This window comes from Cryptobacterium curtum DSM 15641, from assembly GCF_000023845.1.
Lineage (GTDB): Bacteria > Actinomycetota > Coriobacteriia > Coriobacteriales > Eggerthellaceae > Cryptobacterium > Cryptobacterium curtum.
In genome coordinates this window covers 408,809-434,445 of the sequence record NC_013170.1, presented here as the reverse complement: position 1 = coordinate 434,445, position 25,637 = coordinate 408,809, and the positions used below count along the sequence as shown (strand labels likewise).

Here is a 25,637-nt window from a genome sequence, read left to right as displayed (position 1 = left end):
ATAGGCAGGTAAAACGTATATCTGGCAATCGGCTTGCACTATGCCCATTGACCCTTACCCAATGAGGTAAAGCAAGTAAAACCCTTTTAGTAAGACCTCTTCATACTCTCATACTTGGTCAGGAAATAATACAACAGCGCAAGCCGTTTCTCTTCTTTACGCGTTGCTCTCGGCTCTTTATGCGTTACTTTCAGCTGCCTGCCCAGCCAATTCCGCATGCTTTTCGACATGACGCGCTGCCGCCTGGGCAATGTTGCCTCGCGAATGCCGCAGCAGTGCCACCGCCAACACGGCAAGGCATGCCTGTGTGGCCACCACCGCAAGCCACACACCGTCAAGCCCTAAGAAGAGGGGTAGAACAGCCGCAAAGAAAACAACGAACACAACCTCGCCAAGGATAACAATGGTTGCATTGCGACTGCTTTCAACAGCATAGAAAAACGAAGTGGTTGCATGGGTAATACCATAGAAACCGAGCGCCAACGAAAACAGCGCCACACCATGATAGAACACTTCGCTTGTCTGTGGTGATATGCCAAACACAACGGCAAGCGGCACGCGCAATACGTAGAGTGCCACCATACCAGCCAAACCAATACCCACCGCGAAGACATAATTCGTATGGCGCAAGGCACGCATAGTCGACAGTTTTCCTTCGCCGAAACGCAAACTCACCAGTGGCTGCGATCCATCATTAACGCCCTGAATAATCCACTGTATTGCCACCGCCACGTACGAGATCACCGCAAAAGCCGACTGAGCAGTGGCACCACCATGAGCTTCGGTAGCCATGTTCATGACAATCGTGGTTACTTCAGGTAACAGTGTTAGGGCAAACGGCGCAAACCCACCCTTTAAGGTGCGACTAAGGAACTCACCGTCAAGAGCAAAATCGCGAGAGCGCGGTCGGTTTTCTCGCTTTAGAAAGAAAGCAAGCCCACAGATAAAAACGAATGCCTGGGCAATCACCGTTGCCAATCCAGCGCCAGCTACTCCCCAGCCCGCCAGCATCACGAGCGCAAAGTCGAGAGCCACATTCAACAGGCCACTGATAACCAGAATGACCATAGCAGCCACAACGCGGCCCTTGTTGCGCATAAGAGGAATGCAGCCTGATGCCATAATTTGAAAGAGCGACCCCCAAGTCATAACGGAAAGATACGACTGCGACTGAGATAAGATTTCATCGCGACCACCAAACAGGTAGATCAATTGCTGACCAAAACAAAACAGCACCACCATAACCAGCGGCGTTGCCAGCGCAAGCATTGAAAGAGTATGAGCAATAGCGCGATTAGACGAGCGCAGATCGCCAATGCCAGCATAGATGGAGCTAATAACGGCACCCCCCATACCGACACCGGTACCGATTGCCATCATAAAAGCTACGAGCGGCCAAGCGACGTTGATGCCGGCTAAACCGGCATCCCCCACCGCATGACCAACGAAGAGGCCATCGACAATACTGTAAATGCCCGTCAGTAAAAACGATGCTATAGAAGGAATAATGTAATGGATATAGACTTTAAAATCAGCACGATCGAGCATAGTTACCTCTCGATTGGTGTCGTCATTTGGGTACTGCCAATTTGGCATTGTTGGTTTGGACACTATTCATTTGGATAGAATCCATTTAATGGTTCAACCTTATTAGCTGCGTGTTCAGCGTTCAGGCTGTTCTCCCATGGTAGAATTGCTAGGAAAACTTGCAAGCCCTTCAAGAAATGAACTACTTCCCCTTATGAATCTCTTCGAGATTGTCGTACTCGGTATTGCCCTTTCGGCTGATGCTATGAGTGTCACCTTATGCAATATAATAGCTAACCCGCGCATATCGCGGCGGCGTGCTGCCCTAATACCCCTCACATTTGGTGCATTACAGGGAATTATGCCGCTTATCGGCTATCTTGCTGGCTTTCTTGCTGTTGAAGCAATTTCAGCGTATGCAGGCATTATCACCTTCGGTATCCTTGGCATTATCGGCGCCAAGATGGCGTGGGATGGCATCCATGAAGACAGTAGCGAAGATGAAGAAGCAGTGCGTGGGAAATTATCGGTACCTGTTATCCTTGTGCAGGCGATTGCCACAAGCATCGATGCCCTTGCTGTGGGCATATCTCTTGCTGCTGGCCAGACAAATATTGTTTCTGCCGCAGGGATTATTGCCCTTTCAACGTTTCTGTTGTGCGGTGCTATGATTATTATTGGCCGATGCTTGGGCGCTTCGTTCGGACGACGCGCACAGATCGTCGGTGGTATCGTGCTTATTCTGTTGGGTGCTAAAGCGTTCTTCTTCTAGCCAGACTGCGGCGCTGTAAAAAGGGGGTGCTGTTTGTTTCGCTCGCCCAAGAACTGATACTCTACAGCGATCAACATACCAACAGCGAAGCGCTTCACTCCACTCGCTCAGGTATAACGCATCCTCGAAATACCCCATCTGGGAATGGATCATACCTGTTCACAAACTGCTAACAGAGTTAATCAAACATCATCTTCTAAGTATTATCCTAAGTAGAGTAAAAATGGTATGTACCCATATGTCGTTTTGCGGCAGGAAAGAGAGGTATTCCATGGGAATCGAAGATATCAAGCGTGTAACCGTTGCGGGCGGCGGTGTTCTAGGAAGTCAAATCGCCTTCCAAGCTGCCTATCGTGGTTATGACACTACGATCTGGCTTAGGTCTGAAGCGTCCATTGAGCGCTGCCAAACCAAAATCGATCGTCTGACAACGATTTATCTTGACACGCTCGAGGCTCTTAAGAGCGATCCCTCAGCTTGGGCGTATGGCCTTATTGCTCGTGAAGATGTTTCCCCTGAAGCATGCGAAGCACTCAAAGACAAGGTGAAGGCGGCGCATACAAACCTGAAACTCACCGCAGATTGGGATGAAGCTTTTAACAACACTGACCTTGTCATCGAAGCAATCGCTGAAGACCCCCAGCAAAAAACCGCTTTCTATCAAGAGCTTGCCCACCATCTGCCAGAAAAAGCTATTATCGCCACCAATAGCTCGACATTGTTGCCAAGCATGTTTGCCGAAGCTACCGGACGGCCGCAGAAATATCTGGCGCTTCACTTTGCGAACGAAATCTGGAAGAACCCCATTGGCGAAGTCATGGGTCACGCGCAAACAGCGCAGGAAAACTTTGATACGGTTGTAGCTTTCGCCGAAGCTATCCGCATGGTGCCGGTAAAAGTGCTGAAAGAACAGCCTGGCTATTTGCTCAACAGCATGCTGGTACCCTTCCTCTCAGCTGCTCAAGGGCTCTGGGCTGCTGGCATTGGGTCGCCTGAAGATATCGATCGGGCTTGGACACTTGGCACCGGTGCACCAGCTGGTCCGTTCCGCATCCTCGACATTGTTGGCCTCACCACTGCCTACAATGTCTCTATCATGAACCCGGCCGCCAAGGAAGAAGGCACAATTCAAAACCGTGTTGCTACGCTACTCAAGGAAAAGATTGACAAGGGCGAAACAGGTGTAGCAGCTGGTAAAGGGTTTTACGAGTATCGAAAGTAACTGAGTGTTCTGAGTGCTTTAATGCAAAGGCACAAACGCTCGAGCTCAAAACCCACACCAGAGTGCTTTCAGCTTACTCTCAATCCGGCAGCCTTGGTGCTGAAAATACCACAGCAAAGAAGAACAGGTACAAAACGAGGGGTCTGCAAAAGCAGTCCCCTCGTTTTACTCGTAATCTAGTTTTTGCTTGACTGCGAGCTTCTTGTTGTTTCAGTCCTCTATGGGGATTTTACAACCCGCATGTAACAAGCTTAATGCATTATGTTTAGCAGCCAAGCTGACGATTCCGTCGGTAGAGCACTACTGAGACTAACCCAGATACACTAGCAAGAATACCCGCAACGATGCCACCGTCAAACGTATCGTTTGTTACCGGCAATACTGAAGGTACTGGAGGCTTCTTTGCAACGTTCTTCGTTGTATTTGTATCCTGATCGATAAGCCCATCATTTACATGAGCAGTATTAGCGATCTCATCAGAGTCCACATCTTCGTCAACCTTTACCTTAAAGGTCACCTTGAGCGTGTCACCATCAGCAACTTCTTTTACCCAAGTAATCTTGCCAGTTGCGCTGTCATAGGTGCCATCGTTATCGGCTGAGCCCTCAACATAGGTTGTATGAGCAGGAATCGGATCAGTAATCGTCACTGTGCGAGAAGCACCTGTTGTGTTCGGATATGAAACGGTATAGGTGAGTATCTGACCCGCCGTAACCGACTGACCATCAATACTTGTACCATTTTCGTCGAGAACATCCTTCACCGGCTTGGAAACAAGCACCCACTTACCGATAAAGTGAGCATCGGCACCATTAATCGTTTCAGAGTCCTTGTCGTATCCAACAAAAACCCACGTACCCTCTGGAACCTTTACCTGAGTCTGCGTCGGCTGATCAGGCGTAACCGTTGTGCCGTTCTCGTAACCCTTTACCTTACCAGGCGTTAGGTCAATGACTTCCTGAGGCAGATCTTTACCTGGAACACCGCTGATAAACTTATGATCCTTTGCATACAGCAAGCGCGTAGTAACCTTGTTGGAATCGGCTTTGATGTTGTCAACGTTCTGCGTCACGATATTATCGATATTGGCTGTACCTTCTTGGGCAGCCTTTTCGTTCGTGACTGTCTTGTAGACGATGGTGTAATACTTGCCGCCATTGCCTTCCGTTAGGTGCTTCTTGGCAATGTCAACGGTGACTTTCTGACCTTCAACCGTAACCGTGTAGTCATCACCCTCGGTAAGCGTCGTACCATCCTGAGTAACCACAAGGCTCTTGAAATCGAGACGGTCGTCAAAGGTGTCGATCATGGTCATGCTTGTAATAGGCCCAATCGTATCAACACCTGGCTTGGGCATGCGATACTTCGTGGTATAAGTGAGCTCTTGCCCAGCCTCGGCCTGTACAGCTTCTTTGTCCACTTCCTTTGTAGGTGGCGGAGCAATTACCTCAGTGTAAAGACCAAACAGCCCACCACATGACATAGTGGTGCCATACTCAAAATTAATCTTGTTATCAACCGATCTAATAGCTAGGCCAGAAACATTGTGTTCGGCATCATCGCCAGACGTACCAGCAGGAATTGTTGGAGTCCAACTGGTCTTATTGCCTGAAGTAGATTCATTCAGGCTATTACGATTGTTCATGACAATTTTGTCAAATGCAGTGTCTTTATTGAAAAGAGAAAACGTTTCCTTGCGATTATGCGTGCTCATAACATCAATATCAGAGGGAAACATGACTGCCCGCAAATCGCAGGGCGTACCATCCTGGTTTTTCAGCTCAACCGTGACATTGGCGTGAACTCCAAACGTATGGAACATATCTTTTGTATAGGTGGGATGAGTACCTTCGATATAATTTTGAATGGTAAATGACTTATGGCCCCAGTTTTCATCGACCATCATGAAAGGAACAACGGTCTTAGATGGGTTCTCGAAGTCACCAGTTCCTTCTTGTAGGAACTCCAGATCAACACTGTTAACCGTTACGTACACGTCAACAACCTTGCCATTGACGGTACCCGCGTTGCTAAATTTCAGCTTAAGCGGTTGACTAAATGACTGATCAGCACGCTTAGTCTTATCAACTTTAAGAGCAAATACAGTACTTTGCTCGCGCCCAGTCTCTGGCGGAACAACATCCATGTCGACATCGCCGCTCTGGGAAATAACCGACATGTTTGCCTGTGTCATCGTGAACTGATAAGCCTGAACATGCGCCAAGTCGGTGTTGTCCTTGATCACTGTAACCGCAAAAGCTTTTTGCATTGGCAATGCAAAAACAGCAACAAGAACCGCCAACGCCGCCAGCAGCAAACTCATCCGCGCTGTGGTGGACTTTATCATCGCTCTTCTCCCCTATCCATCAATCAACTATTGTTCAATATCTCGCTTGGCGAATGGACATAGGTATCCACCACACCAACACTTACAATTTGTATAGTTTACCGTAAAACAAGACACCCCCCCCCCGGCAGATTTATAAATTCTCATGGAAGAGCGGGGTTACGAATGCATTTATTCGCTATGTGTGAAGGTTCTGTGGTCTGGCCGGTAAAGTAATCTTTACCTGTCAGTCCTGCAAGCATGAAGCATGACGAAATAGTAACTTTTAGTGGTTCGGACTCATATCGTCAGATATGCAAAAATAGTTTATAGCAGCTCTTAATAGTTCCCACTGACTTCTAGCTGGTTACTCTGGATACTTGTACCACTCACCGCTTTATCGTATTTGCCCAGCAACAGCGCTTCATATCCACGATGATAAAAATTGATGAGTTGGCGCATATTCTCTAAGGCGCTTTCACGGCACGAATCAAGACAAAACAGGGTAAAAAGATCACGGAAATACGATTCGGCAAGCACACGCATAAGTGGTTCAGATACCTTGTTAAACGAAGCATCGGACTGAAGCGCCTGAGACTCCATATATTGCACGGTACCCTTTATTTCCACTTCAACAAATCGTTGCGCGTAATTGTTCCAAGGTGTGCCAGCTGCATTCTTAAAGATAACAAGAAATACTTGCCGATTGTCATAGAGTATTGCAACAAGACGTTCAAGAACGTCGTGCGCAAACGTAAGCATATGGGGAAAATCCTGCTCTTCAGCAGACAGAGCACAAAATTCCTCTTGAGCGTGCTCAAAAAGGAAAGCCAAGGTATCGCCAGCTGGTTTTACGACCGCATCAAATAGGTCGAGCTTACTCGGAAAGTAACCATATATCGCACCGGTGGTTACACCCGCCCTATCGGCGATGGTACGCAGCGATGCCGCTTCAAACCCATGAGCGCGAAATTCATGAAGCGCTGAAGCGAGTATGCGCCTGCGTGCTGTTGTCTCTCGTGCTTTTTCCATCATGCCCTTCTGTATAGCTTTCACCTGTTTATTGACGCACAGTATTTAACACCATACGGAGTGCAACTAAGGCGACAACAAAACTAAAGCGGCAACAAAAGATCAGGCGATCTTCCAACCAACCGCACGTTCACGCATATTCACGAAGGTGGCATAGAGACCGCCTTGTTCCATCAGGGAATCGTGTGTGCCTTGCTGTACGATGCGACCCTTATCGAGCACAATAATCTGATCGGCATCGCGCACTGTCTTTAAGCGATGAGCAATCATAATAACGGTCTTGCTTTTCGTGAGTTCAGCAATGGCATGCTGCAGCTCAAGTTCGTTTTCAGGGTCTACATTTGCCGTTGCTTCATCAAGAATCACAATGGGCGCATCTTTCAGAATAGCCCGCGCAATCGAAAGACGTTGACGCTCGCCGCCGGACAGCATCGAGCCATTTTCGCCCAAGCGCGTGTTGTAGCCATTGGGTAAAGCTGCGATAAATTCCTCACAGCGTGCACGCTGAGCTGCCCGAACAACCTGTTCATGTGTTGCACCGGGATTGCCAAACTTGATATTGTTCTCTACCGTGTCATCGAACAAAAATACCCCTTGGAACACGGTCGAGAAGTTTTCCATAAGGGAATCGACCTGATAGTCACGCACATCGCGCCCACCAAGCTGAACTACCCCCGTATCCACATCCCAAAAGCGCTCGATCAATCGGACAAGCGTTGTCTTACCTGATCCGCTTGGCCCCACGATGGCACACGATGTGCCTGCTGGAATAGACAGTGAAACATCCTCAAGAATGCGTGCTGTACCATAGCCAAACGAAACATTCTTGATATCGATGTCGTAGCCGGATGCCGTGGTAAGGCCCGCACCTTCATCCATAGTATTGGTGGCAAGCAGCGCGTTGACTTTTTCCATGGCAACCTCGATATGGCGCAGAATTGACGAAAAAGCCCCTGACATCTCGAGACGGCTGAATACCATAAACGAAGCGACAATCATGGTTAAACAGATACCCGCATCCATAATGCCGGCAAGCCACAGCCAGCAGGACAACAAGCACATGGTGACACTAGCTGCCTTTGCCACCACCGATTGAGCAACAGCAAAGCGCAGACAGGCAAATTCGAACGCAACATTTTCATGTTCGCAGCGGCCAACTGCCTCAGCAAAACGGCTATTAGCGCTATCGAGCAGCGAAAATGCACGAATCACACCAATGCCACGTACATACTCCAGTGCAGCAGAGATGATTGAATCTTGTGCTGCCGTACGTCTATCGGATGCCGTGCGTACAAATCGTTGCAAGAGTTCCATCGTGGCACAGAACAGTGCAATGGTGATCAGCGTCAGAAGACCAAGGCGCCAATCAAGCACAAACATCATGACGCAGATCATAACCGAAAAGGCCAATCCGCCGAGTACTGCCTGATAAACCATGCCGCCCATCGTCTGCATTGCATCAAGGGTATTGGTCATAATGCCTGTTATGTCGCCGAGACTTTTTTCGTTGAAGTAACCCATCGGCAAATGACGCATTCGATCGCCCACTTCAGCACGCTTAGCGCCTGCCATACCAAAGTTTGCCTGGCAAAAATTCACACTCGTAAAATGCGCTGTTACAAATGATCCCACAATACAGACCAGCATAGTCCCCAATGACATAAGCAGCGTGGTATTCGAAATAGTGCCATGTACTAGGTCAGTAAAAACGATCCAGAGAGCCGTAATCTGCAGCGCCTCAAAGAAGGCATGGATAAAAGTAAGTAGTAAGCCGCGTGTAAGATTTTTTTGATAGATACTGCCAAAGGCGAAGTATTTCTTAAGAACTGAAATCATTTCTTTCCTCCTTAGGCAACGTCACGCGCACCGATATGAGCGTTGTACATGCTGGCATATAACGGGCACTGCTGCATAAGTTCACTATGAGTTCCTTGCGCTTCGATGCAGCCCTTATTCATGACAACAATCTGGTCGGCATCGCGAACTGTCGAAAGACGATGAGCAATAACAACGAGTGTCTTGCCGCGCACCAGACGCGCAACGGCGGACTCTACTTCGGCTTCGCTTTCTGGATCGGCGTACGCCGTTGCTTCATCAAGCAGAATAATAGGTGCATCCTTGAGCATGGCACGAGCAATAGCCACCCGTTGGCGCTCGCCTCCTGAAAGATGCCCACCCGAGCCACCAACAACGGTTTGATACCCTTGTGGCAAAGCGGATATAAACTCGTGACACCCTGATGCTTGTGCGCAAGCGATAACGTCTTCGTCGGACGCATCAGGTGAGCCCATGCGAATACTGTTCATGATGGTGTCGTCAAAGAGATAACTATCTTGATCAACGTAGACAATCTGTGCTGCCAGTTGGTCGGCAGTGAATTCTTCAAGGGTGCAGCCCCCAATAGAAACCGTACCGGTATTGGGGTCCCAAAACCCAGCAATCAGGCGAGCAAGGGTTGATTTGCCCGATCCTGAAGGTCCAACCAGAGCTGTTATGTGACCTGATGCGATGTGTAAGTCAACACCATGGATAACCTCATCGGCATCGTAAGAAAAGTGTACGTCTGACAGCGTAATGTCATGACCATCAGGACTTGCTTTAGTGGCGCTCCGATTCTGTTCAGGCAGATCAAGCACTGCTGCGATCTCCTCTACAGTCGTACCCACCTGAGCCAACGTATCCGTAAAGCCAAGTGCTGCATATAGCGGAGGGAAGATACCAACTGACAATACGGCACACATTGCAAACACGGCTGGATCAAGGGTGCCCTGCACAACAAACAGGCAACCGAGCGGCAGCACCGTTACTAATGTCGCCGGGGCGATCGATAAAGCACCATCCGACCATATCTGGCAATGTGCCATCCAATCGATAAACGAATGAGCTGAGATGCGCACCGCTTGACTAAATTTTTCATACGAGCTTGCCGATTGTCCAAAGGCTTTAATAACCTCGATACCTGCGACATATTCAACCGAAGTATTGTTCATAACTTTGCTTGCTTCAACAGTGCGGCCATACCATTGCGCATAGTCCTTCGCCATACCCATCGTGCACAGCATACCCACCGCAATGGGCACCAGTGCAGAAAGCGCCAAACGCCAGTCGAGCATAAACAGATACACCACTACCACAATGGGTACCAGTACGTTAGAGGTCAGTTCAGGTACTGCATGAGCAAGCGTTGTTTCGATGCTGTCGACCTTTTCAACTATGAGCGATTTTAGGGTGCCAGACGGCGTATCAAGTACATAGCCCATAGGAACACGCGTGAGTTTGTGAGCAAGAAGCAGCCGAATGCGCGAGATGGTGGCAAATGTCGCAACATGAGACACTGCTGTCGACGTGTAGTGACATACCAGATACAACACATAGCCACCAGCTGCAAAAAGGCCCCATCCAACGAAAAAGCCCCAGTCACGCACACCAGAGAGAATACCCACAATCATATTGGCTGCGGCAAAATACGGAACGATGGTGCCCGCCACACCAATAATGGCAAGAACTGCCGAAAGAAAATAGAGTCCTTTTCGTTGCGACCATTGCAACAGGCGCACCACCGGCATCGACTGGGTAGCTGACGTAGATGTAGATGTAGATGTGGATGCTGGTGCTGGTTTTTTGTGCGTTTCGCTCATCGTTACTCCTTTATTAGTAAGATGAAGTTTACTTTATAACACTGTTATATCATTGGCAAGAAAAAAGGTGCTGTTAGCACCAGCACCTTTCTGCTCAGGCTTGTACTTATGCACTAAATTGGCTTATGCGCTAGTTATAGACGATAACCGCATTGCCAATCGCAATGTGACTATACAGTTCTTTTGCCTTATCAAGCGGCAGGTTTACGCAACCATGCGATCCATAGCCACTGGTATAACGGCTGCCACCAAATGATGACTGCCACGTTGCGTCATGAAAGCCCTGGCCGTCATAGGTAAACTGCATCCAGTATGACACCTTTGTAACGTATTCGGGTTTGCCCGTAGAAGGCAGGATGCTTCCGGTTAATGTACCCGGGCTCTGCTGCTTAAATATCTTCCACACACCCGGCGACGTGTCGTGACCTGGCTTGCCCGTTACAACGTCAGACTCCCAGACCATATTGCCTGATTCATCGAAGAACCAGGCGTGCTGCTGCGAGATACTTACTTCAGCATGGGCACCCCAATCGGCCTTACCCTGCCCTGCCCAGGTGTACCCCTCGCTTTTCGTGGGGACCGTTACCTGGCCATTTTCTCCTTCTTGCACCGCTTCCTGCACCGTTGATACCAGCTTGTCGGCATCAACCTTCCAGCCGTACGTACCACCTGACACGGTAATCGTATCGCCATTCGCCGTCTTGTATGAACGCTCAGATCCCACCGTATTAATGGAAGATGCAAGATCACGTGTCCAGCTATTCATTGCATCCTGATCAAAGGAAACGTTTCCCTCGTCATCAACAGTCACCCACTGAGATATTTCTGCCGGACCAACATCGGCTGCATGAATGGCCGTCGACCCCAAGACAAGTTCAATGCGCGCCTTCAAGTATCCATTGGCTTCATCAGCTGCGGCAATAAGCGAAGGATCATTTGAAAGTACCGTCGGCTGCACAAGCACCGTATCGTCGAGTGTTACCGCAGAATCCATGTTGAGAATAGCTTTATCAATTTCCGAAAGCACTGCCTGCGTATCAACCTGCGTACCAGTCTGTTCGGACTTTACCTCGAAAGCATCCTTCGCTGATGAAAACGCAACCGATGCATTTACCGGCGGCTCAGCGGTTTCATTGAATGTGTCTACCTTCTGGCCGACGACATCAGCAAGTCCACTTTCGTTGTATTCACTAAAGAGGAACGATGACATATCGTGCGTCTTGAAGACTTCGTACGGCCACGCCCACGCACGCTGAGATGAAAGAGCCTTGTTGGCGACCGTTGAACCATCAACCGTGACACCTGCATCAGCTGAGGTAACGGTGAAGTCGAGACCGTGGCCCGACACCCTTACTTTATAGTCTGTTCCAATTTGTGTGGCGATGGACGACACGTCAGCTGCCGATTTGAACGAGATATTGTTGCCTGCAAAGGCAGTGCGCGGTAAAAAGAGATTGCTAAACACAATAATGCCCGCAACATACACCGCAGCAAGAACGCCCAAAACTATAAGCAGTACTTTTACAACCGTGCGTGTATTGATTTTATTTTTTTTCGCCTTGGTTGCCTCAGCAGCACCTGACACTACCCCCGATATACGAACCGGAGACATAGCGGCCGTTGCCTGCGAGGTAGCAGTGCTGGCATGCGCGGGAGCGCAGTGCTTGCCTATCGGCTCCGATGTATATCCTGACATGCTTCTTCCTGATCTATATATGAGAGCACTTTTTTAAAGTACACCTTTCTACTTTCATTTCTGAATTGTAGCAAGAACTAGCTCAAACGGTATGCTGCCTACAGTTCTCCACAAAGATCAAGCGCCATCAAACGGTCAATCGCTACGGCATATACCTTGAACGCATTCTTTAAGTCGGCTATTGCGACTCCTTCATCGGCCGCGTGCATGCCTCCTACCCAGGAGGGATACGCTTTGCCGCACACACTCGCGCCAAATCCCGCGGCACAGGGGAAATGCCGTGCATAGGTACCGCCACCAATGGTGAAGGCCGGCTGGTTGTCGCCGGTAACAGCGCGATAGCTTGAAATGAGCGCTTGCATAAAGGGACTCTCTGGGTTCATCAGAAAGACTGGCGCCAAACGCGTTGTTTCCCACACGCCGCCAGCTGATTGAGTCAGAGAAACGAGTGTCTTTTCAAGGACATCAGGATCACTTGCGGTGGTAAATCGGATGTCGATCGTCTGCCGGATACGGCCATTCTGCATACTGATCATGCCACCAACCGCAGTCAGCGGACCAAAGGCTTCGTCACACGAAGCAATGCCAAGGCCCATACCAGAAAAATCGCCCAGCCAGGTTTCCAAACAAGAAAGCCACTGCTGTTCAGCTGGTGAACAGATACCTGAGGCCGCCAAGTATGCAACTAAGTGTAAGATCGCACTCGTGCCGGATTCGGGCATAGCCGCATGAGCCTGCACACCGCGCGCAGTAACAAATGTTCCCCCGTCGCGTGTCTCAATTTCAATTCCATCCGCTGGCTTCAAGCGGACCGCTGGAACAGCGACAAGGGCACTGGCGCTTCCCGGTACCGCATTCGGAGCAATACCACCCTGAATATCTTGAATGACACCAGCAAGCTGCGGGGATGTGATTGCGCCTTGGATCTGCCCCTTTTCGCCATAGCAGGCTGGAAATTCGTCATCAGGGGTAAATACGACAGCTGGGTCGCCGTGTATCTTACGATACTGCTCGACATCGCGCATGCCAGTTTCTTCGTTGGCGCCCACGATATAGCGCAGGGTGTAAGGCAGCGCGCGACCTTTATCCATCCAAAACTTTGCCGCATACAAGGACATCAACAGCGGACCTTTATCGTCGGAGGTTCCCCGTCCGAGCAAAAAGCTGTCCCTCACCGTTACGCGCAGAGGATCAACTGTCCACCCTTCGCCAATGGGGACAACATCAACATGGCCAATAATACCTACTTGAACTGGTGAATCTCCTACCATATCGGCTATTCCAGCGTAGCCATCGACATTTTTTGTTGTAAAGCCCATTCGGTCAGCTATGGTAAGAAATGTTTCGAGGGCTTGTGCTGGTCCGGGGCCAAATGGAGCCCCCGGAGCCGCGTGCGCAAGATCTTCTACACTTTCGATAGCGACCAGACGGTCGAGATCGGCAAGCATTTCATCCCAATGGGTTTCCCAGAATCTATCAAGCTGATCGAGCAAATTAGGGAGTGCATTTGGATTGGATGCTACTCTATCTAAAGCAACACACAATTTCTCAGATGGAGTTTTATTTGCTCCTGAAAGTCTTTCCGCTGCGGTTTTAGCCCCTGTGGAAGATGCTTCAGCTTGGCTTTGATCTGTGGGTATTGATGACTGATCGAGCATAGATGTCTTCTTCCAAACGTTATTCTTGGCTTGGCATTGTACATCGGGTATACTTCTTTTCCGCGCCCGAGTGGCGGAATGGCAGACGCGGCGGTCTCAAAAACCGCTGTCTCACGACGTGCGAGTTCGACTCTCGCCTCGGGCACCATATATCAGCAAGACGGATCCCGTGTATCGCGCGCAATCCCGTCGTAAACAGCAAGGCGGCACGCGCGCCAGGCAATACGACAGAATGTGACGCGCGGGATTCGTTACTAATCGAGCAACAAGTCCATGGCCTCCTGGCGACTATGCACGTCGAGCTTGCGATAGATATGGCGCGCATGGCTGCGCACCGTGTTTTCAGATATGAACAACGTATCGGCGATATAGTTTTTTGAACGACCTCGACACAGCAGCTCAAGCACTTCCACTTCGCGCTCTGTTAAGCCCCGTTCGCGACCAATTCGCTCGCACTTGGCGTCGATACCCTCAAGCGCTTCTTCATTAGGAATTGCCAGGTCAAGATCGCGAAATACCCGATGCTCAATAAAGTTACGATCGTTCAGCGTTAAAATAGCCGTTACTGTTAACGCATACGACAGTACCGCCACCAGAAACGGACTGTTCGTTTGAGCTGCTAGAATGTTGCCCACATACAAGCCTGCCGCCAAGGGCAGTGCATAGGAAACCCACGCGAAACTGAATACTAAATAGGGCGAAGCCGAGCTATGGTGAGCAGCGTCGGCCAACATCGTCCATACAACCGTAACAAGCATTGCCTGCGCGACCGCCACCAACATAAGGGCCCAGCTGGTAAGCGGCCCACCAATATGCGGCAGAAATAGAAGAGCGGTCGCCACAATAATTACGATAACGCGCCACATATTGGTAAAGTGCAGCTTGCCATTGAACAGGAACACCCACCAGAGCACCGCAAGCGCCGAAATCGCTTCAATAGCACACTGGACAACAACAAGCACCGGTTCAAGGTCGTAGCGCGGCGAGAGCGATACACCTGGCACCACGCCGATAATAAAGGCACACATTGCCACACCGAGCAATATGACATACGGAAACGAACTACGAGCCGAACTAAAATATAGCTGTGGGCGTGCCCCTTGCGGCGGCGCATTGCGCTCAGCGGCCGCAAGAGTCATCGGCGAGAGAGCTGCGGCAAGCACAAGTAACGTGAGTGCCACGGGTGCTGGAGAAAAACTCACTATCAGCTTGAAAACTGCTGCCACTACCATCGACCCAAAAGCACAGGCAACGGCATCGCGTATATCAAGACTGCTATAAAATGGAGACCACGATAGATATAGCCCGGCAATACCTAAGCCACCGCCAACACAGGCGACAATAATAAGGCCAGGTGGAAACGCTACCGGAGCAGCAACAACAGCGGCAGCAAGAACACACAAAACCGCAGAGGACCAGCTGAGAAGTTTTTCAACAGCAGATACATTAAGAGCAAACCGAAGTCCCGCAAACGCGAGCATGCCAGCTGCCAGCGATAAAAAGAATATGGCAGTGAGATACGTACCATCACCAGCAACCGATTCACGATGGATGAAGCCAAATACCCAAGACGGTAGCAGCGCAAATCCAAAGTAGGCTGGATTGAAATGAGTAAGCTCATAGGGCAGGCGTGAAGCACCCGCCTGAACGTTGCCATCTGTGGACATTACTCTCCCTTGCAGTCATGCTCCACTGCCCCGCTGGCGGAAACAGCATGTGTTAGTACAGCTTACGCGTTTGGTGCTTATCTTGCTAGAACGCTAATGAAAAACACGTGTTGAACTAACCAATACAGCACGTCAACGGCAAAAAATTCAGTTGAAAAACTAGCTAGTAGCGAAAAGTTGATGGAGAGGTAATCGGAAAATTTTTGCTACAGAACCAGCTCGTGAATACAAAGCAGCACTACCCCACTGCGTTGAATTGCATCGTAGCGGGAAACAGAATAATCCTAGCGAGTACAGGGCAACACTACCGTAAATACCGTGCCTGCCTCAGCTGAGCTTTCGGCTGCAATACGCCCACCATGTCCGGTAACAGTACGCTGTGCGATAGCCAAACCTAAACCAAAGCCACCGGCACCACCGGTGCGCGCTTTATCCGACCGATAGAAGCGATCGAAAAGGTGCGGTAGATCGGCAGCATCAATGGGCCGCCCCGTATTTGTGACCACAAGAGAGCATCCGCGCGCTTGCCGATGAAGCGATACCTGTACCCGACCAGCAGGACCAGCATATTTACAGGCATTATCAAGCAGAATAGCAACCAATCGCTGGAGACGCGCTCGATCGCCCTCAGCGAAAATGTCCGGATCGATTTCAGAGAAAAGTTCTGTCTTCGCCTCAAAGGCAACCGATTCAAATTGCAGAACAGTACTCTGCACCGTTTCGGAAAAATCAACACGCTCTTTTATGGGAGCTTGCTCGTCGTCTTCCATCTTCGCCAGATACAGCATATCGTTGATAAGCACCTGCATACGCGCTGCTTCTTCATCGGTGCTGTGCAGCCATTTACGCTGCGACGCAACGGTATCGTGCGGGTTTCCTTCTATCAGCGAATTATTTGCCATGATTACCGTCAGCGGCGTTTTTAGTTCATGGCTTGCATCAGCAATAAACTGCTGCTGGCGCATCCACGCACGTTCGATAGGCACGGTAGCACGCCGCGCCAATAGCACGCTGATGCCAAAAAACGCCAGCAGGGCACCAGCCGATACGGCTCCTAGAGTCGCAAGCAGAGACATTGTGTTCTGCATCACGAAATTCCCTGATGCAAAGGCTACTCTCATGCCGCCACTGTCAAGATGGATGGCACTGTAGTACAAATTTAAGTCGCCTAGAAATCCACTTGTCGATCCATCTGACGAGTTAAGCGATTCATTCACGCGCGATAAGGCACTATCAACCACGTCAGATGAAAGACCCAGAACGTCATCGGCGGCTGTCTGTTCCCCATTGGTATCGACTTCAAAGACCGATGTGGCAACGAATTGGTCGGATGAGGCATCGCGGGGAGCGCCCTCACCCTTCCAGTCGGGACCCTTCTTTCCTTCCGGATTCTCTAAAGGGTCGTGCACCCGATGATCGAGCGCCTTAGTAATCGACGTCATGTCGCGGTGATAGCTATCCATCCCCACGACAACTACAACAACTACCAATACAAGGGCAGCAAGCACCATGCTTGTGGCAACAAACCGATGGCGAAACGATGCGATAAATGAATGCGCAGCCGCGCGAATGCGCTTACCCATCAGCTTGTGTCCCTAACCGATACCCCTGCCCACGCAGTGTCACGATGCAGGTAGTTGCCCCAATAAACGCAAGTTTCTTCCGTAGGAATGATACGTAAGCTTCTACGTTGTTATCAGCTGCCGTTGAATCGTAGCCCCACACCTTCGAAATGAGGCTGTCTTTCGATGCCACGCGCGAGGGCTGTGCCATTAGAACGTGCATGATGTCGAATTCTTTCTGTGAAAGACGGATGCGCTTGCCCTTGCATTCAAGCTCACAGGCATCTAAATCGAGGGTAATATCGTTAAATGATAGCGTTTCAAATTCGACTGAACCAGTACGACGCGTCAGCGATCGAATGCGTGCAAGCAATTCAACTGGAGCAAATGGTTTGGTCATATAATCGTCTGCGCCGGCGTCGAGTCCCTCGACCTTGTCACGGATTTCGCCGCGCGCCGTTAGCATCAAAATAGGAAGGGCATTTCCTTCACGTCGCAGTTGAGCAGCCACGCTAAATCCGTCGCGGCGCGGCAACATGACATCAAGCACGGCGCAATCATACAGACCGCTTTGCGCGTACGCCAAACCGGCATCGCCATCGCCCACTACATCCACTTGATAATCATTGGCCTTGAGGATAGCAGCAAGCGCTTCGGCTAAGCGCGGATCGTCTTCGACTACCAGAATCTGCATGGCTTCCCTTTCTCTTTGCAGTGTCATTCTACCAATCCGCCTGAAACAAACCTGAAGGCGTCTTCCTTTCTTGTTCTTGCGATCTTCCAAAATGAAATAGATAGGTTTTCGAAACGCTTCCTTCTAAATGAGGTCAACTTTTAAAGAACATCACAGGTATCTGAGCCAGAAAAACCAGCGCCTGAACTAAACCTGTATGCGCTCTCTTTCAGGAAGTATTCAGGAAGAGTCTCTATCTTGATGGTCAAGGCCCCGCCCGGCATTCCCTCGTGAATGCGCACCCCCCTTCCATCTATCTACCTGCACTTGGACGGGGCCTTGTCACACGTCTCTACAGCAACTACATGGAGGGTAGACATGAATACTCAAAAGACAGGCGAAGCTACTAGCGCAACACGCGCTGCAGAAAGTTTCGCACGTATCGAGAAAAAATACCTTGTCAAACGCGCTATTTGGCCAGCTCTGTCGCAGGCGCTCCACGAACACCTGCAAGAAGGACCTTTTGGACGAGGAAGCGTGAGCAGCCTGTACTATGACACGCCCCGAAACGACATGATAACGGCTTCGATGGGTAAGCCCTTCTACAAGGAAAAGCTGCGTATCCGCGCTTATGGAGAACCAGCTGCTGACGAAGCGGTATTTGTTGAGTTAAAAACAAAGGTAAAGGGATCTTCCTATAAGCGTCGCGTTGCCACCAGCTGCGGGGCTGCTCAGGCTTGGCTTGCAGGAATGCCCTACGCCGAAGCATGCGCGCGCTTTCCACTTCGCAGCACGATACACCGCACTGCATCATCTAGCAGCATGCCTAGTCACCATCCATCCGAATCCGTATCGTTGCAGATCGTTCGTGAGATCGATGCAGCTCGTAAGCGTCACGCACCGCTGTCCCCTTTGATTATGACCATCGTCGAGAGGGTAGCGCTCACGTCGGCCAGTCGATCCGATGTGCGCGTGACATTTGATTTCGATGCACGCTGGCGCATGAAGGATCTTTCATTTGATACGGGCTTAAGCGGGACCCCGCTATTTGCCGATGGCTGCATCATCATGGAGGTGAAATGTCAGGGAGCCTACCCGCTTTGGTTGGCTCAGCTGCTTTCCCGCTCCTGCTTGCGACCACAACCCTGCTCAAAGGTATGCCGCGCGCTCGAAGCTGCGCGACAGATTCACCCAATAGGAACACTTTCACCTGATAGCCAGCAACAGTCACTGCAGGAATCCACGACGCAGTGGCTTGCCAGTAATAACCAGTTTGCTCGTTATACCAATTATCTATCCAACGATCGTCTATCTGTAAGCGAACAGAGCGCCTAAGAGAACAGAAAGGACCGTCATGTTCGATTCGCTCATTCAAAGTGTGTTTCCGCAAAGCGAGAGCACTGCCTCAATCCTTACCGGCAGTGCGTTTCTTGCCTGTGCACTTGCTGCGCTCGTGCTGGGTGTGGCTATCGCCGGTATCTATATGTTCCGGCATCGCTACACCAAGAATTTTGTGGTAACCCTGGCCTTGCTTCCTCTTATTGTTCAGATGGTGATTCTGCTGGTTAACGGCAACATTGGTGCTGGTATCGCGGTTATGGGCGTATTCAACCTCGTACGATTCCGGTCAATTCCCGGTAGCGCAAAAGACATTGGTGCAGTGTTTTTAGCTATGGCAGTAGGACTCGCCTGTGGCATGGGATACCTCGCCCTTGCAGCTGCCTTCACCGTTATCGTTGGTATTGCAAACATTATCTTTGTGCTATCTCCTTTAGGGTCGGGGCACGAAGGCGAAAAATCGCTGCGCATTTCAATTCCTGAAGATCTCGACTACACCAGTGCCTTTGACACGATACTGGGTACGTACACGACCCATTGGGAACTCGTTAACGCGAAAACCACTAACATGGGAAGCCTGTATCAGTTGGATTACCACGTGGTGTTGAAAGATCCTCTGAAAGAAAAAGAACTACTTGATACGCTGCGCACCGAAAATGGCAACTTAAGCGTTCAATTTGGGCGTATCACAACCGAAAAGGAGACGCTCTAATGAAAACTAATCGACGAAAAGAAAAAAGTTGTGCTGTTGCGTTAAGTGCGCTCCTGGTAGCTACGGTTATCTGTTCAGGCTGCTCTTTAGCGACGAATGGCCCTTCATCAAGCGCATCATCAGCAGGTGGCATAGCCGCATCTGCCACGACCACTACTGCTGCCTATAGCGATTCCCTCAGCGCCATTTCCAATATCGCCGCAAATACCGCCTCGATGGACTTTAGCTACACGAACCGCGATACCGATGCAAGCTGGGATGCTTCAACTGCCAGCACTATATCCTTTTCATCGGGGACAGCAGACGTTTCGGGTTCAGGTGTTGAGGTACAAGGATCGCGCGTTACGATTACGGCAGTTGGCACCTATGTGGTATCAGGCACATCAGATGCCGCAAGCATTGTGGTCGCTGCCGGCGAAAACGACAAGGTTCAAATCGTCCTTGACGGCGTGCAGCTAACTGGATCAGATGGCCCCTGCATTACCGTATCTTCTGCCGACAAAGTGTTCCTTACCCTAGCCGACGGCACTGACAATGTGCTCTCTGATGCGAGCACCTGGACACTTTCGGGCGAAGATGGCGAAGCGAACGCAACCGTGTATAGCGCAAGCGACTTAACCATTAACGGAAGTGGATCGCTTACCGTCAATGCAACCACACACAATGGCATTACCAGCAAGGATGACCTGAAGATCACCGGTGGCACTATTACAGTAGACGCGGCAAATACTGGCCTGCGCGGTAAGGATAGCGTCAGAATAGCTGGCGGAATCGTTACGGTAACAGCTCAAAATGATGGTATCAAATCGGATAACGACGAGGATGCCGATAAGGGCTTTATCTCAATTGATGACGGAACTGTCACCGTGGTGTCGCAGGATAAGGCACTGAACGCTTCTCAGCTCGTGCGCGTTGCAGGTGGAACCGTCACGCTCGATGCAGCCGATGACGCCATCCACAGTGATAAGGATGCACTCATCGCCGGTGGAACAACAACCATAAGTGCAGGCGACGACGGAATACACGCTGAATACAACACCGGTGTGTCAGATGGAGCGGTAACGATTACGCGCAGCGAAGAAGGGCTTGAAGCTCAATGCGTTGAAATTGCTGGTGGCGGGGTGTCCATTGCTTCTGACGATGACGGCATTAACGCCTCCGTTGCCGAGGACACAAGCACTACTACCACCACTACTGCTGAAGATACTGCTTCTATATCTGCTGCTCAAACATCAACTGCTGCATTGCAGGATGGTCTCAATACCACGGCAACGAGCACTGCAAACACAGCCAGCAGTTCAATGAGTACCGTCAGTGGCCCTCCGAGTTCCGGTAACACTCCCAACGATTCGGGTGCTTCGGGTGCTCCAGGCGGACAAGCGGGTCCCTTCGGCGGCGGTGCACAGTCGCAACCTGAAAGTTCAGAAGCCTGCGCGGTTGTGATATCAGGCGGCACTACCGTTATTGAAAATACCCTTGATGGTGATGGCATCGACAGTAACGGATCTATCTGGCAGACCGGCGGTACCGTCTACATATCGGGAAGCACGCAAGGTAACAACAGTGCGATCGATTCCGAACTCGGTGCACAAATTACCGGCGGATCTATTGTTGCTGTCTGTGCAACGGGAATGCAGGAGTCGTTCAACAGTTCTTCTACTCAAGCAAGCATTACTGCTACTTACACCGGGCAAGCAGGAAGCCGCATTGACATACAAGACGCGCAAGGCACCACCATTCTTTCCTATACAGCACGCAACGCTTTTGGATGGATTCTCGCTAGTAGCCCCGCTATTCAGGACGGTGCTGAGTACTCTATCCTTGTTGATGGGGTTACCGTAGCCAGCGTAAACGCCTCAACGCAACAGGCCGCCAACGGCCAGCCGGGTATGGCAGGATCAGGCGGTGGACCCGGTGGTGGACCTGATGGAGACTCGGCGGGACCTAATAGAGCAGGCGAGCCACCCGACGCTAACAATGCGGCGGGCAATCAAGAAAGACCAGGTGGCTCGGCTGCACCCGTTGGTTGATGAACCAGGGGTAAAGAATCGAAAGCAATGAAGCCTGAGACCTCAGACGAGATCTCAGGCTTCAGATTTGATATCAGCCTAGATATCTAGACAAGAATAAAAGCCGCAAGGAATGCCGCTGAAGCAATCCACATGAGCGGCTTCACATCACGTCCGCGACCCGTCACAAGCATCACGAAGCAGTAGAAGATAAAGCCAAAGCCGATACCGTCGGTAATCGAATATGTCATCGGAATGCCCACGATCACCAAGAACGACGGTATAGCAAGCGCTGGATCATGCCAGTCGATCTCGCCGATTTCGGTCATCATCAGATAGCCAACAACCACGAGAGCACCACACGTAGCAGAGCTCGAAATCATACCGATGATTGGCGAAAGGAACGCACACAACACAAAGGCACCCGCAATAACCAAGTTAGAAAAACCCGTACGTGCACCAGCCGTGGCGCCCGAAACAGATTCCGCATAGCAGGTAATCGAACTGGCACCGATAAAGCCACCCGCCATAGCCGCCGCTGAATCGACAATAAGAATCTGACGCATGTCTTCGACATCGCCGTTTTCCTTGGAAAATCCGGCCTTCTGACCCACGGCGAACACCGTGCCCATCGTGTCGAAGAAGTCGCTCATGAGCATGCTAAATACAAACAGCAGCAGCGCTGGCTGAACAATCACCTGCACCAGGGCAACCATGCCATCAGGCGTGGTCTGAAGCGGTGCCGCAAACGCGCTAAAGTCGAGACCGAAGTTCCATGCGGAGGGTAAAGGCGTTACTCCAAAGGGAATACCGACCAGGGTCGCAATAAGGATAGACCACAGAAGACCGCCTTTGATCTTGACAACCGTGAACCCAACAGCAAGCACGATCGACAGAATAGCGATAATGGCTTCGGGCTGTGTAATAGCGCCCATTGTAATAAGCGACGACTCGTTGCCGACAATAAGCATGCCGCCCTTCAAGCCAATAAACGCAATAAAGAGGCCAATACCAATACCAATCGCTCGCTGCAAACTAGCGGGAATCGCCCGCATAATCGCTTCACGCAGACCACAGAGCACAAGAATCATAATGGCAAGGCCTTCAAGTAGCACGCATGCCATGGCAACACGCCAGTCGACACCCTGCCCCAAACAAATACTAAATACGACCACCGCATTGAGGCCCATACCAGAGGCTAGTGCCACCGGGCGATTGGTGACCAAACCCATGACGGCCGTCATAAGCGCCGCACCAAAACAGGTCGCTGTCAGTGCCGCCGTAAACGGCACGCCCGCTTTTCCCAGCATGGCCGGGTTCACCGCCACAACGTATGCCATCGTCAAAAACGTTGTCAGACCCGCCATTACTTCGGTACGAACCGAAGACCCACGCGCGCTAATCTTGAAAAACTCGTCCATCCCGTGCTCCCCTTCTTTACGGTATAGCGATATGTTTTATAACGTGAAACGCGCGTCGCCGTTGAAGATGGCCTCGGCGTCTTCCACCGATGCATCATCAAGCGTAATAGCTGAGATTGCCTGCGTGAGGCGAACTGCTTCATCGAGGCTCCGCATGTGAATATTGCGCCCGGTTGCGTTACCGCAGGCGCCCCCCACATGAATCTGGTCATACAAGCTAGAAAGAAACTCGCGCGGATCTGCCTTTGACCCACCGGCGCATACCAGACCACACCGGCCAGCAGCCACTGACGCAATATGAAGGTTCTCAGCGGAAGATGCACCCTCGGTTGCTACCGGAGGATTGACCTTAACAAAATCAGCACCGAGGCATACTGCCACACCAGCTGCACCGGCAATAGTTTCAGGAGCCTTTTCGCGATCTCCCACCGCTTTGCCGCGCGGATAAATCCACAACACCACGATCAGGCCATTCGCATGAGCCTCAGCAATGAGTTCGCCCGCTTCTGCAAGCATAGTCGACTCGTATTCGCTGCCGAGATAAATGGTGTAACCCAAACCAACAATATTGACGCCTGCATCGCGCATAGCAAGCACTGCTTCAAGTTCGTGCAGTTGAGGGCTATATGGATCGTCTTGGGAGACCTTCACCAAATTGGTCTTCGAGTTGACCTTCACCAAATAATTTACTTCGGGATAGTCCATTGCATAGTGAGCAATAAGACCACGCTGTCCAGCCATGACACCGATAGTGCCTTGGCTGGCAATCTGAAACAGATGCTCAGGATCGGCATCAGATTCATCGATACCCTCGCCATAAAAGTCGGCATTCAAGTGTTCGATCTTCTGATCGCAGGCAAAGAGCATCAATCGACCAGTCTCACGCGTCGCCTTGAGATAGTTCTCGATATACGCTTCGCGGAACTCGGGCATAACATCGACAGGGACTTTCACCTGATCGCGCGTAATGCGGGGCATTGTATTCCTCCTTTAGGTGGGATAGATACCGTTGTATCCGCGGTTCATTGTAGCCCACTGCCCCAATGCAAGAGAATGCAGGGAAGGGAAAATGTCTTTTTAAAACCATTCACAGCGATTTTGCACATAGGTGCGATCAAAGCGCTGCTGCCCCTGCGTCAGGTACATAATGCCTTCGATGATGCCAATCACGCCCATCACTCCACCGGCGACACCCAGGGTAAATGCTGACCCCACCACCGTAACGGCCAGCATAATAAAACCAGTTGAGTTGTACCCCAGGTAAAACTTATGAATGCCAAGCGACCCTAAGAAGATGGCAAGCAGGCCTGCCGCTACATAGTCTTTAGATGGCACGTACGAGCCTTGATGACAATCGGGCGGCACGGGCGAACCGGGGGCTTTATGTTGTGCGTTGTTGCTCCCTGGGTCGCTCGGCTCTGCGTTCAGGTGCTCTGTATCCTTGTGTTCTGTGCTCGCGTTTCCTTCTGCACCTCGGTGCCCTGTGTTCGTGGTGCCCTGTTGTTCTGTACCCGTGCCGGTATGCTGTGCGTTCTTGCGTTCGGCGCTATCGTCCATTGGTTAATCCTTTTTGCCGAATCGGTCGCCCAAGCCCATAAGCTTTTCGCGAAACACGATAGCCAACACGGCAAGTACAGCCACAACGGCAAAAATAGCAACACTCGCAGCAATATTGCCCTCTGCTAAACCTGAAGCCGCAAGCGTTGAGACAACCACACCCGGTGTACGCGCAACTGTCGTAATAACGAGATAGCGCTTGAGGGGCATCTTGGTTAATGGCACCAGATAGGTAAACGTGTCCTTTGGCATGGCCGGTATCAGGAACAGGATAAAAACCATTACGTCAAGGCGTCCGCTTTCTTCGAACGCCTGGAATTTTTCGAGGTACTTGGTTGGAACCATGTCTTCGACAAACGGTTGACCAAGCCGATGAACGATCTGATAAATAATCCAGCTCGAAATAAGGCAGCCCAACAAAATAATGGCTGATCCACCCCAAGGACCATACAGAATACCAGCGGATACCTGCACCACTTCACCCGGGATAAAAGCCACAATAATCTGCAGCAACTGAAACGCCAGTAAGATAAGAACACCCCACGGACCAGCAGAGCGCACTTTATCGATCATTTTTTCGGTGCCGCCCTCTTGGAACAGCTCGCTCAAAAGCGGCCAGAGCGCCCAGACCACACCAACAGTAATAACAATAAAAGCAAGCAGGCCCAAGAGCTTGAATAAGTCAGTTTTGGAAACTGAGCGCCCAAAGATGTGCAGAATAGGACTGCTTTTGGCATCGTTGTGCGTTATTGTGCGCGCAGATGCGCTAGATGCTGATGCCGCAGGTGTCTTCTCGCTGTTTTTCGATTCAGGTGACTGCAAACGAA

The 25,637-nt window shown here is 50.7% G+C and carries 19 protein-coding genes and 1 tRNA gene; 6 read left to right on the top strand and 14 right to left on the bottom strand.

Annotation, left to right across the window (positions count from 1 at the left end; all coding sequences use genetic code 11):
* Positions 1-177: 177 nt before the first annotated feature.
* Positions 178-1,548 (bottom strand): MATE family efflux transporter, encoded by a 1,371-nt coding sequence (locus CCUR_RS01840; RefSeq protein ID WP_012802784.1) that lies wholly within the window; start codon positions 1,546-1,548, stop codon positions 178-180.
* A 193-nt stretch (positions 1,549-1,741) separates the two neighbouring features.
* On the opposite strand from CCUR_RS01840, the gene CCUR_RS01835 reads away from it, so the two are divergent.
* Positions 1,742-2,299: a manganese efflux pump MntP gene (locus CCUR_RS01835; RefSeq protein WP_012802783.1), complete on the top strand. Its 558-nt coding sequence runs from the start codon at positions 1,742-1,744 to the stop codon at positions 2,297-2,299.
* A gap of 271 nt (positions 2,300-2,570) precedes the next feature.
* Positions 2,571-3,521, top strand: coding sequence for a 3-hydroxyacyl-CoA dehydrogenase (locus CCUR_RS01830; RefSeq protein ID WP_012802782.1), 951 nt, complete (start codon positions 2,571-2,573; stop codon positions 3,519-3,521).
* Between the two features lie 265 nt (positions 3,522-3,786).
* Here the strand turns inward: CCUR_RS01830 and CCUR_RS01825 are convergent, their stop codons facing one another.
* From CCUR_RS01825 to CCUR_RS01800, 6 genes are all read right to left on the bottom strand, one after another.
* Entirely contained in the window at positions 3,787-5,868 is a 2,082-nt protein-coding gene (locus CCUR_RS01825) for an Sgo0707 family adhesin (RefSeq protein ID WP_012802781.1), read from the bottom strand.
* Positions 5,869-6,186: 318 nt separating this feature from the next.
* A complete protein-coding gene (locus CCUR_RS01820) occupies positions 6,187-6,882 on the bottom strand; it encodes a TetR/AcrR family transcriptional regulator (RefSeq protein ID WP_143711797.1) in 696 nt (231 codons plus the stop codon).
* A gap of 99 nt (positions 6,883-6,981) precedes the next feature.
* A complete protein-coding gene (locus CCUR_RS01815; protein WP_012802779.1) occupies positions 6,982-8,715 on the bottom strand; it encodes an ABC transporter ATP-binding protein in 1,734 nt (577 codons plus the stop codon).
* A gap of 11 nt (positions 8,716-8,726) precedes the next feature.
* Entirely contained in the window at positions 8,727-10,517 is a 1,791-nt protein-coding gene (locus CCUR_RS01810; RefSeq protein WP_012802778.1) for an ABC transporter ATP-binding protein, read from the bottom strand.
* A 130-nt stretch (positions 10,518-10,647) separates the two neighbouring features.
* A complete protein-coding gene (locus CCUR_RS01805; protein ID WP_012802777.1) occupies positions 10,648-12,213 on the bottom strand; it encodes a L,D-transpeptidase family protein in 1,566 nt (521 codons plus the stop codon).
* A 98-nt stretch (positions 12,214-12,311) separates the two neighbouring features.
* Entirely contained in the window at positions 12,312-13,871 is a 1,560-nt protein-coding gene (locus CCUR_RS01800; RefSeq protein ID WP_083771561.1) for a Sapep family Mn(2+)-dependent dipeptidase, read from the bottom strand.
* Positions 13,872-13,935: 64 nt separating this feature from the next.
* On the opposite strand from CCUR_RS01800, the gene CCUR_RS01795 reads away from it, so the two are divergent.
* Positions 13,936-14,019: transfer RNA gene (locus CCUR_RS01795), tRNA-Leu, on the top strand.
* A gap of 106 nt (positions 14,020-14,125) precedes the next feature.
* On the opposite strand, the gene CCUR_RS01790 is transcribed toward CCUR_RS01795, so the two are convergent.
* From CCUR_RS01790 to CCUR_RS01780, 3 genes are all read right to left on the bottom strand, one after another.
* Complete coding sequence (locus CCUR_RS01790; protein ID WP_012802775.1) at positions 14,126-15,538, bottom strand: helix-turn-helix transcriptional regulator; 1,413 nt, start codon at positions 15,536-15,538, stop codon at positions 14,126-14,128.
* Between the two features lie 284 nt (positions 15,539-15,822).
* Entirely contained in the window at positions 15,823-17,121 is a 1,299-nt protein-coding gene (locus CCUR_RS01785; RefSeq protein WP_012802774.1) for a sensor histidine kinase, read from the bottom strand.
* Positions 17,114-17,794: a response regulator transcription factor gene (locus tag CCUR_RS01780; RefSeq protein ID WP_012802773.1), complete on the bottom strand. Its 681-nt coding sequence runs from the start codon at positions 17,792-17,794 to the stop codon at positions 17,114-17,116. Before CCUR_RS01780 ends, CCUR_RS01785 begins: the two co-directional genes overlap by 8 nt.
* 357 nt (positions 17,795-18,151) lie before the next feature.
* Here CCUR_RS01780 and CCUR_RS07190 point away from each other — a divergent pair, with 357 nt between their 5' ends.
* The 3 genes from CCUR_RS07190 to CCUR_RS07185 are packed head-to-tail and all read left to right on the top strand — an operon-like array spanning position 18,152 to position 21,853.
* A complete protein-coding gene (locus tag CCUR_RS07190) occupies positions 18,152-19,108 on the top strand; it encodes a polyphosphate polymerase domain-containing protein (protein WP_012802772.1) in 957 nt (318 codons plus the stop codon).
* A gap of 19 nt (positions 19,109-19,127) precedes the next feature.
* Positions 19,128-19,823: a DUF4956 domain-containing protein gene (locus CCUR_RS01770; protein ID WP_012802771.1), complete on the top strand. Its 696-nt coding sequence runs from the start codon at positions 19,128-19,130 to the stop codon at positions 19,821-19,823.
* Complete coding sequence (locus CCUR_RS07185) at positions 19,823-21,853, top strand: carbohydrate-binding domain-containing protein (protein WP_012802770.1); 2,031 nt, start codon at positions 19,823-19,825, stop codon at positions 21,851-21,853. The genes CCUR_RS01770 and CCUR_RS07185 overlap by 1 nt, the downstream gene beginning before the upstream one ends.
* An 86-nt stretch (positions 21,854-21,939) precedes the next feature.
* Here CCUR_RS07185 and CCUR_RS01760 read toward each other — a convergent pair whose 3' ends face one another.
* The 4 genes from CCUR_RS01760 to CCUR_RS01745 form a co-directional block, all read right to left on the bottom strand.
* The gene (locus CCUR_RS01760; protein ID WP_012802769.1) at positions 21,940-23,253 is read right to left on the bottom strand and encodes an NCS2 family permease; all 1,314 of its coding nucleotides are present in this window, start codon (positions 23,251-23,253) and stop codon (positions 21,940-21,942) included.
* A gap of 36 nt (positions 23,254-23,289) precedes the next feature.
* Positions 23,290-24,231, bottom strand: coding sequence for a beta/alpha barrel domain-containing protein (locus tag CCUR_RS01755; protein WP_012802768.1), 942 nt, complete (start codon positions 24,229-24,231; stop codon positions 23,290-23,292).
* A 99-nt stretch (positions 24,232-24,330) separates the two neighbouring features.
* Complete coding sequence (locus CCUR_RS07395) at positions 24,331-24,810, bottom strand: NINE protein (RefSeq protein ID WP_012802767.1); 480 nt, start codon at positions 24,808-24,810, stop codon at positions 24,331-24,333.
* A gap of 3 nt (positions 24,811-24,813) precedes the next feature.
* Entirely contained in the window at positions 24,814-25,632 is an 819-nt protein-coding gene (locus tag CCUR_RS01745; protein WP_012802766.1) for a TVP38/TMEM64 family protein, read from the bottom strand.
* Positions 25,633-25,637: the final 5 nt, after the last annotated feature.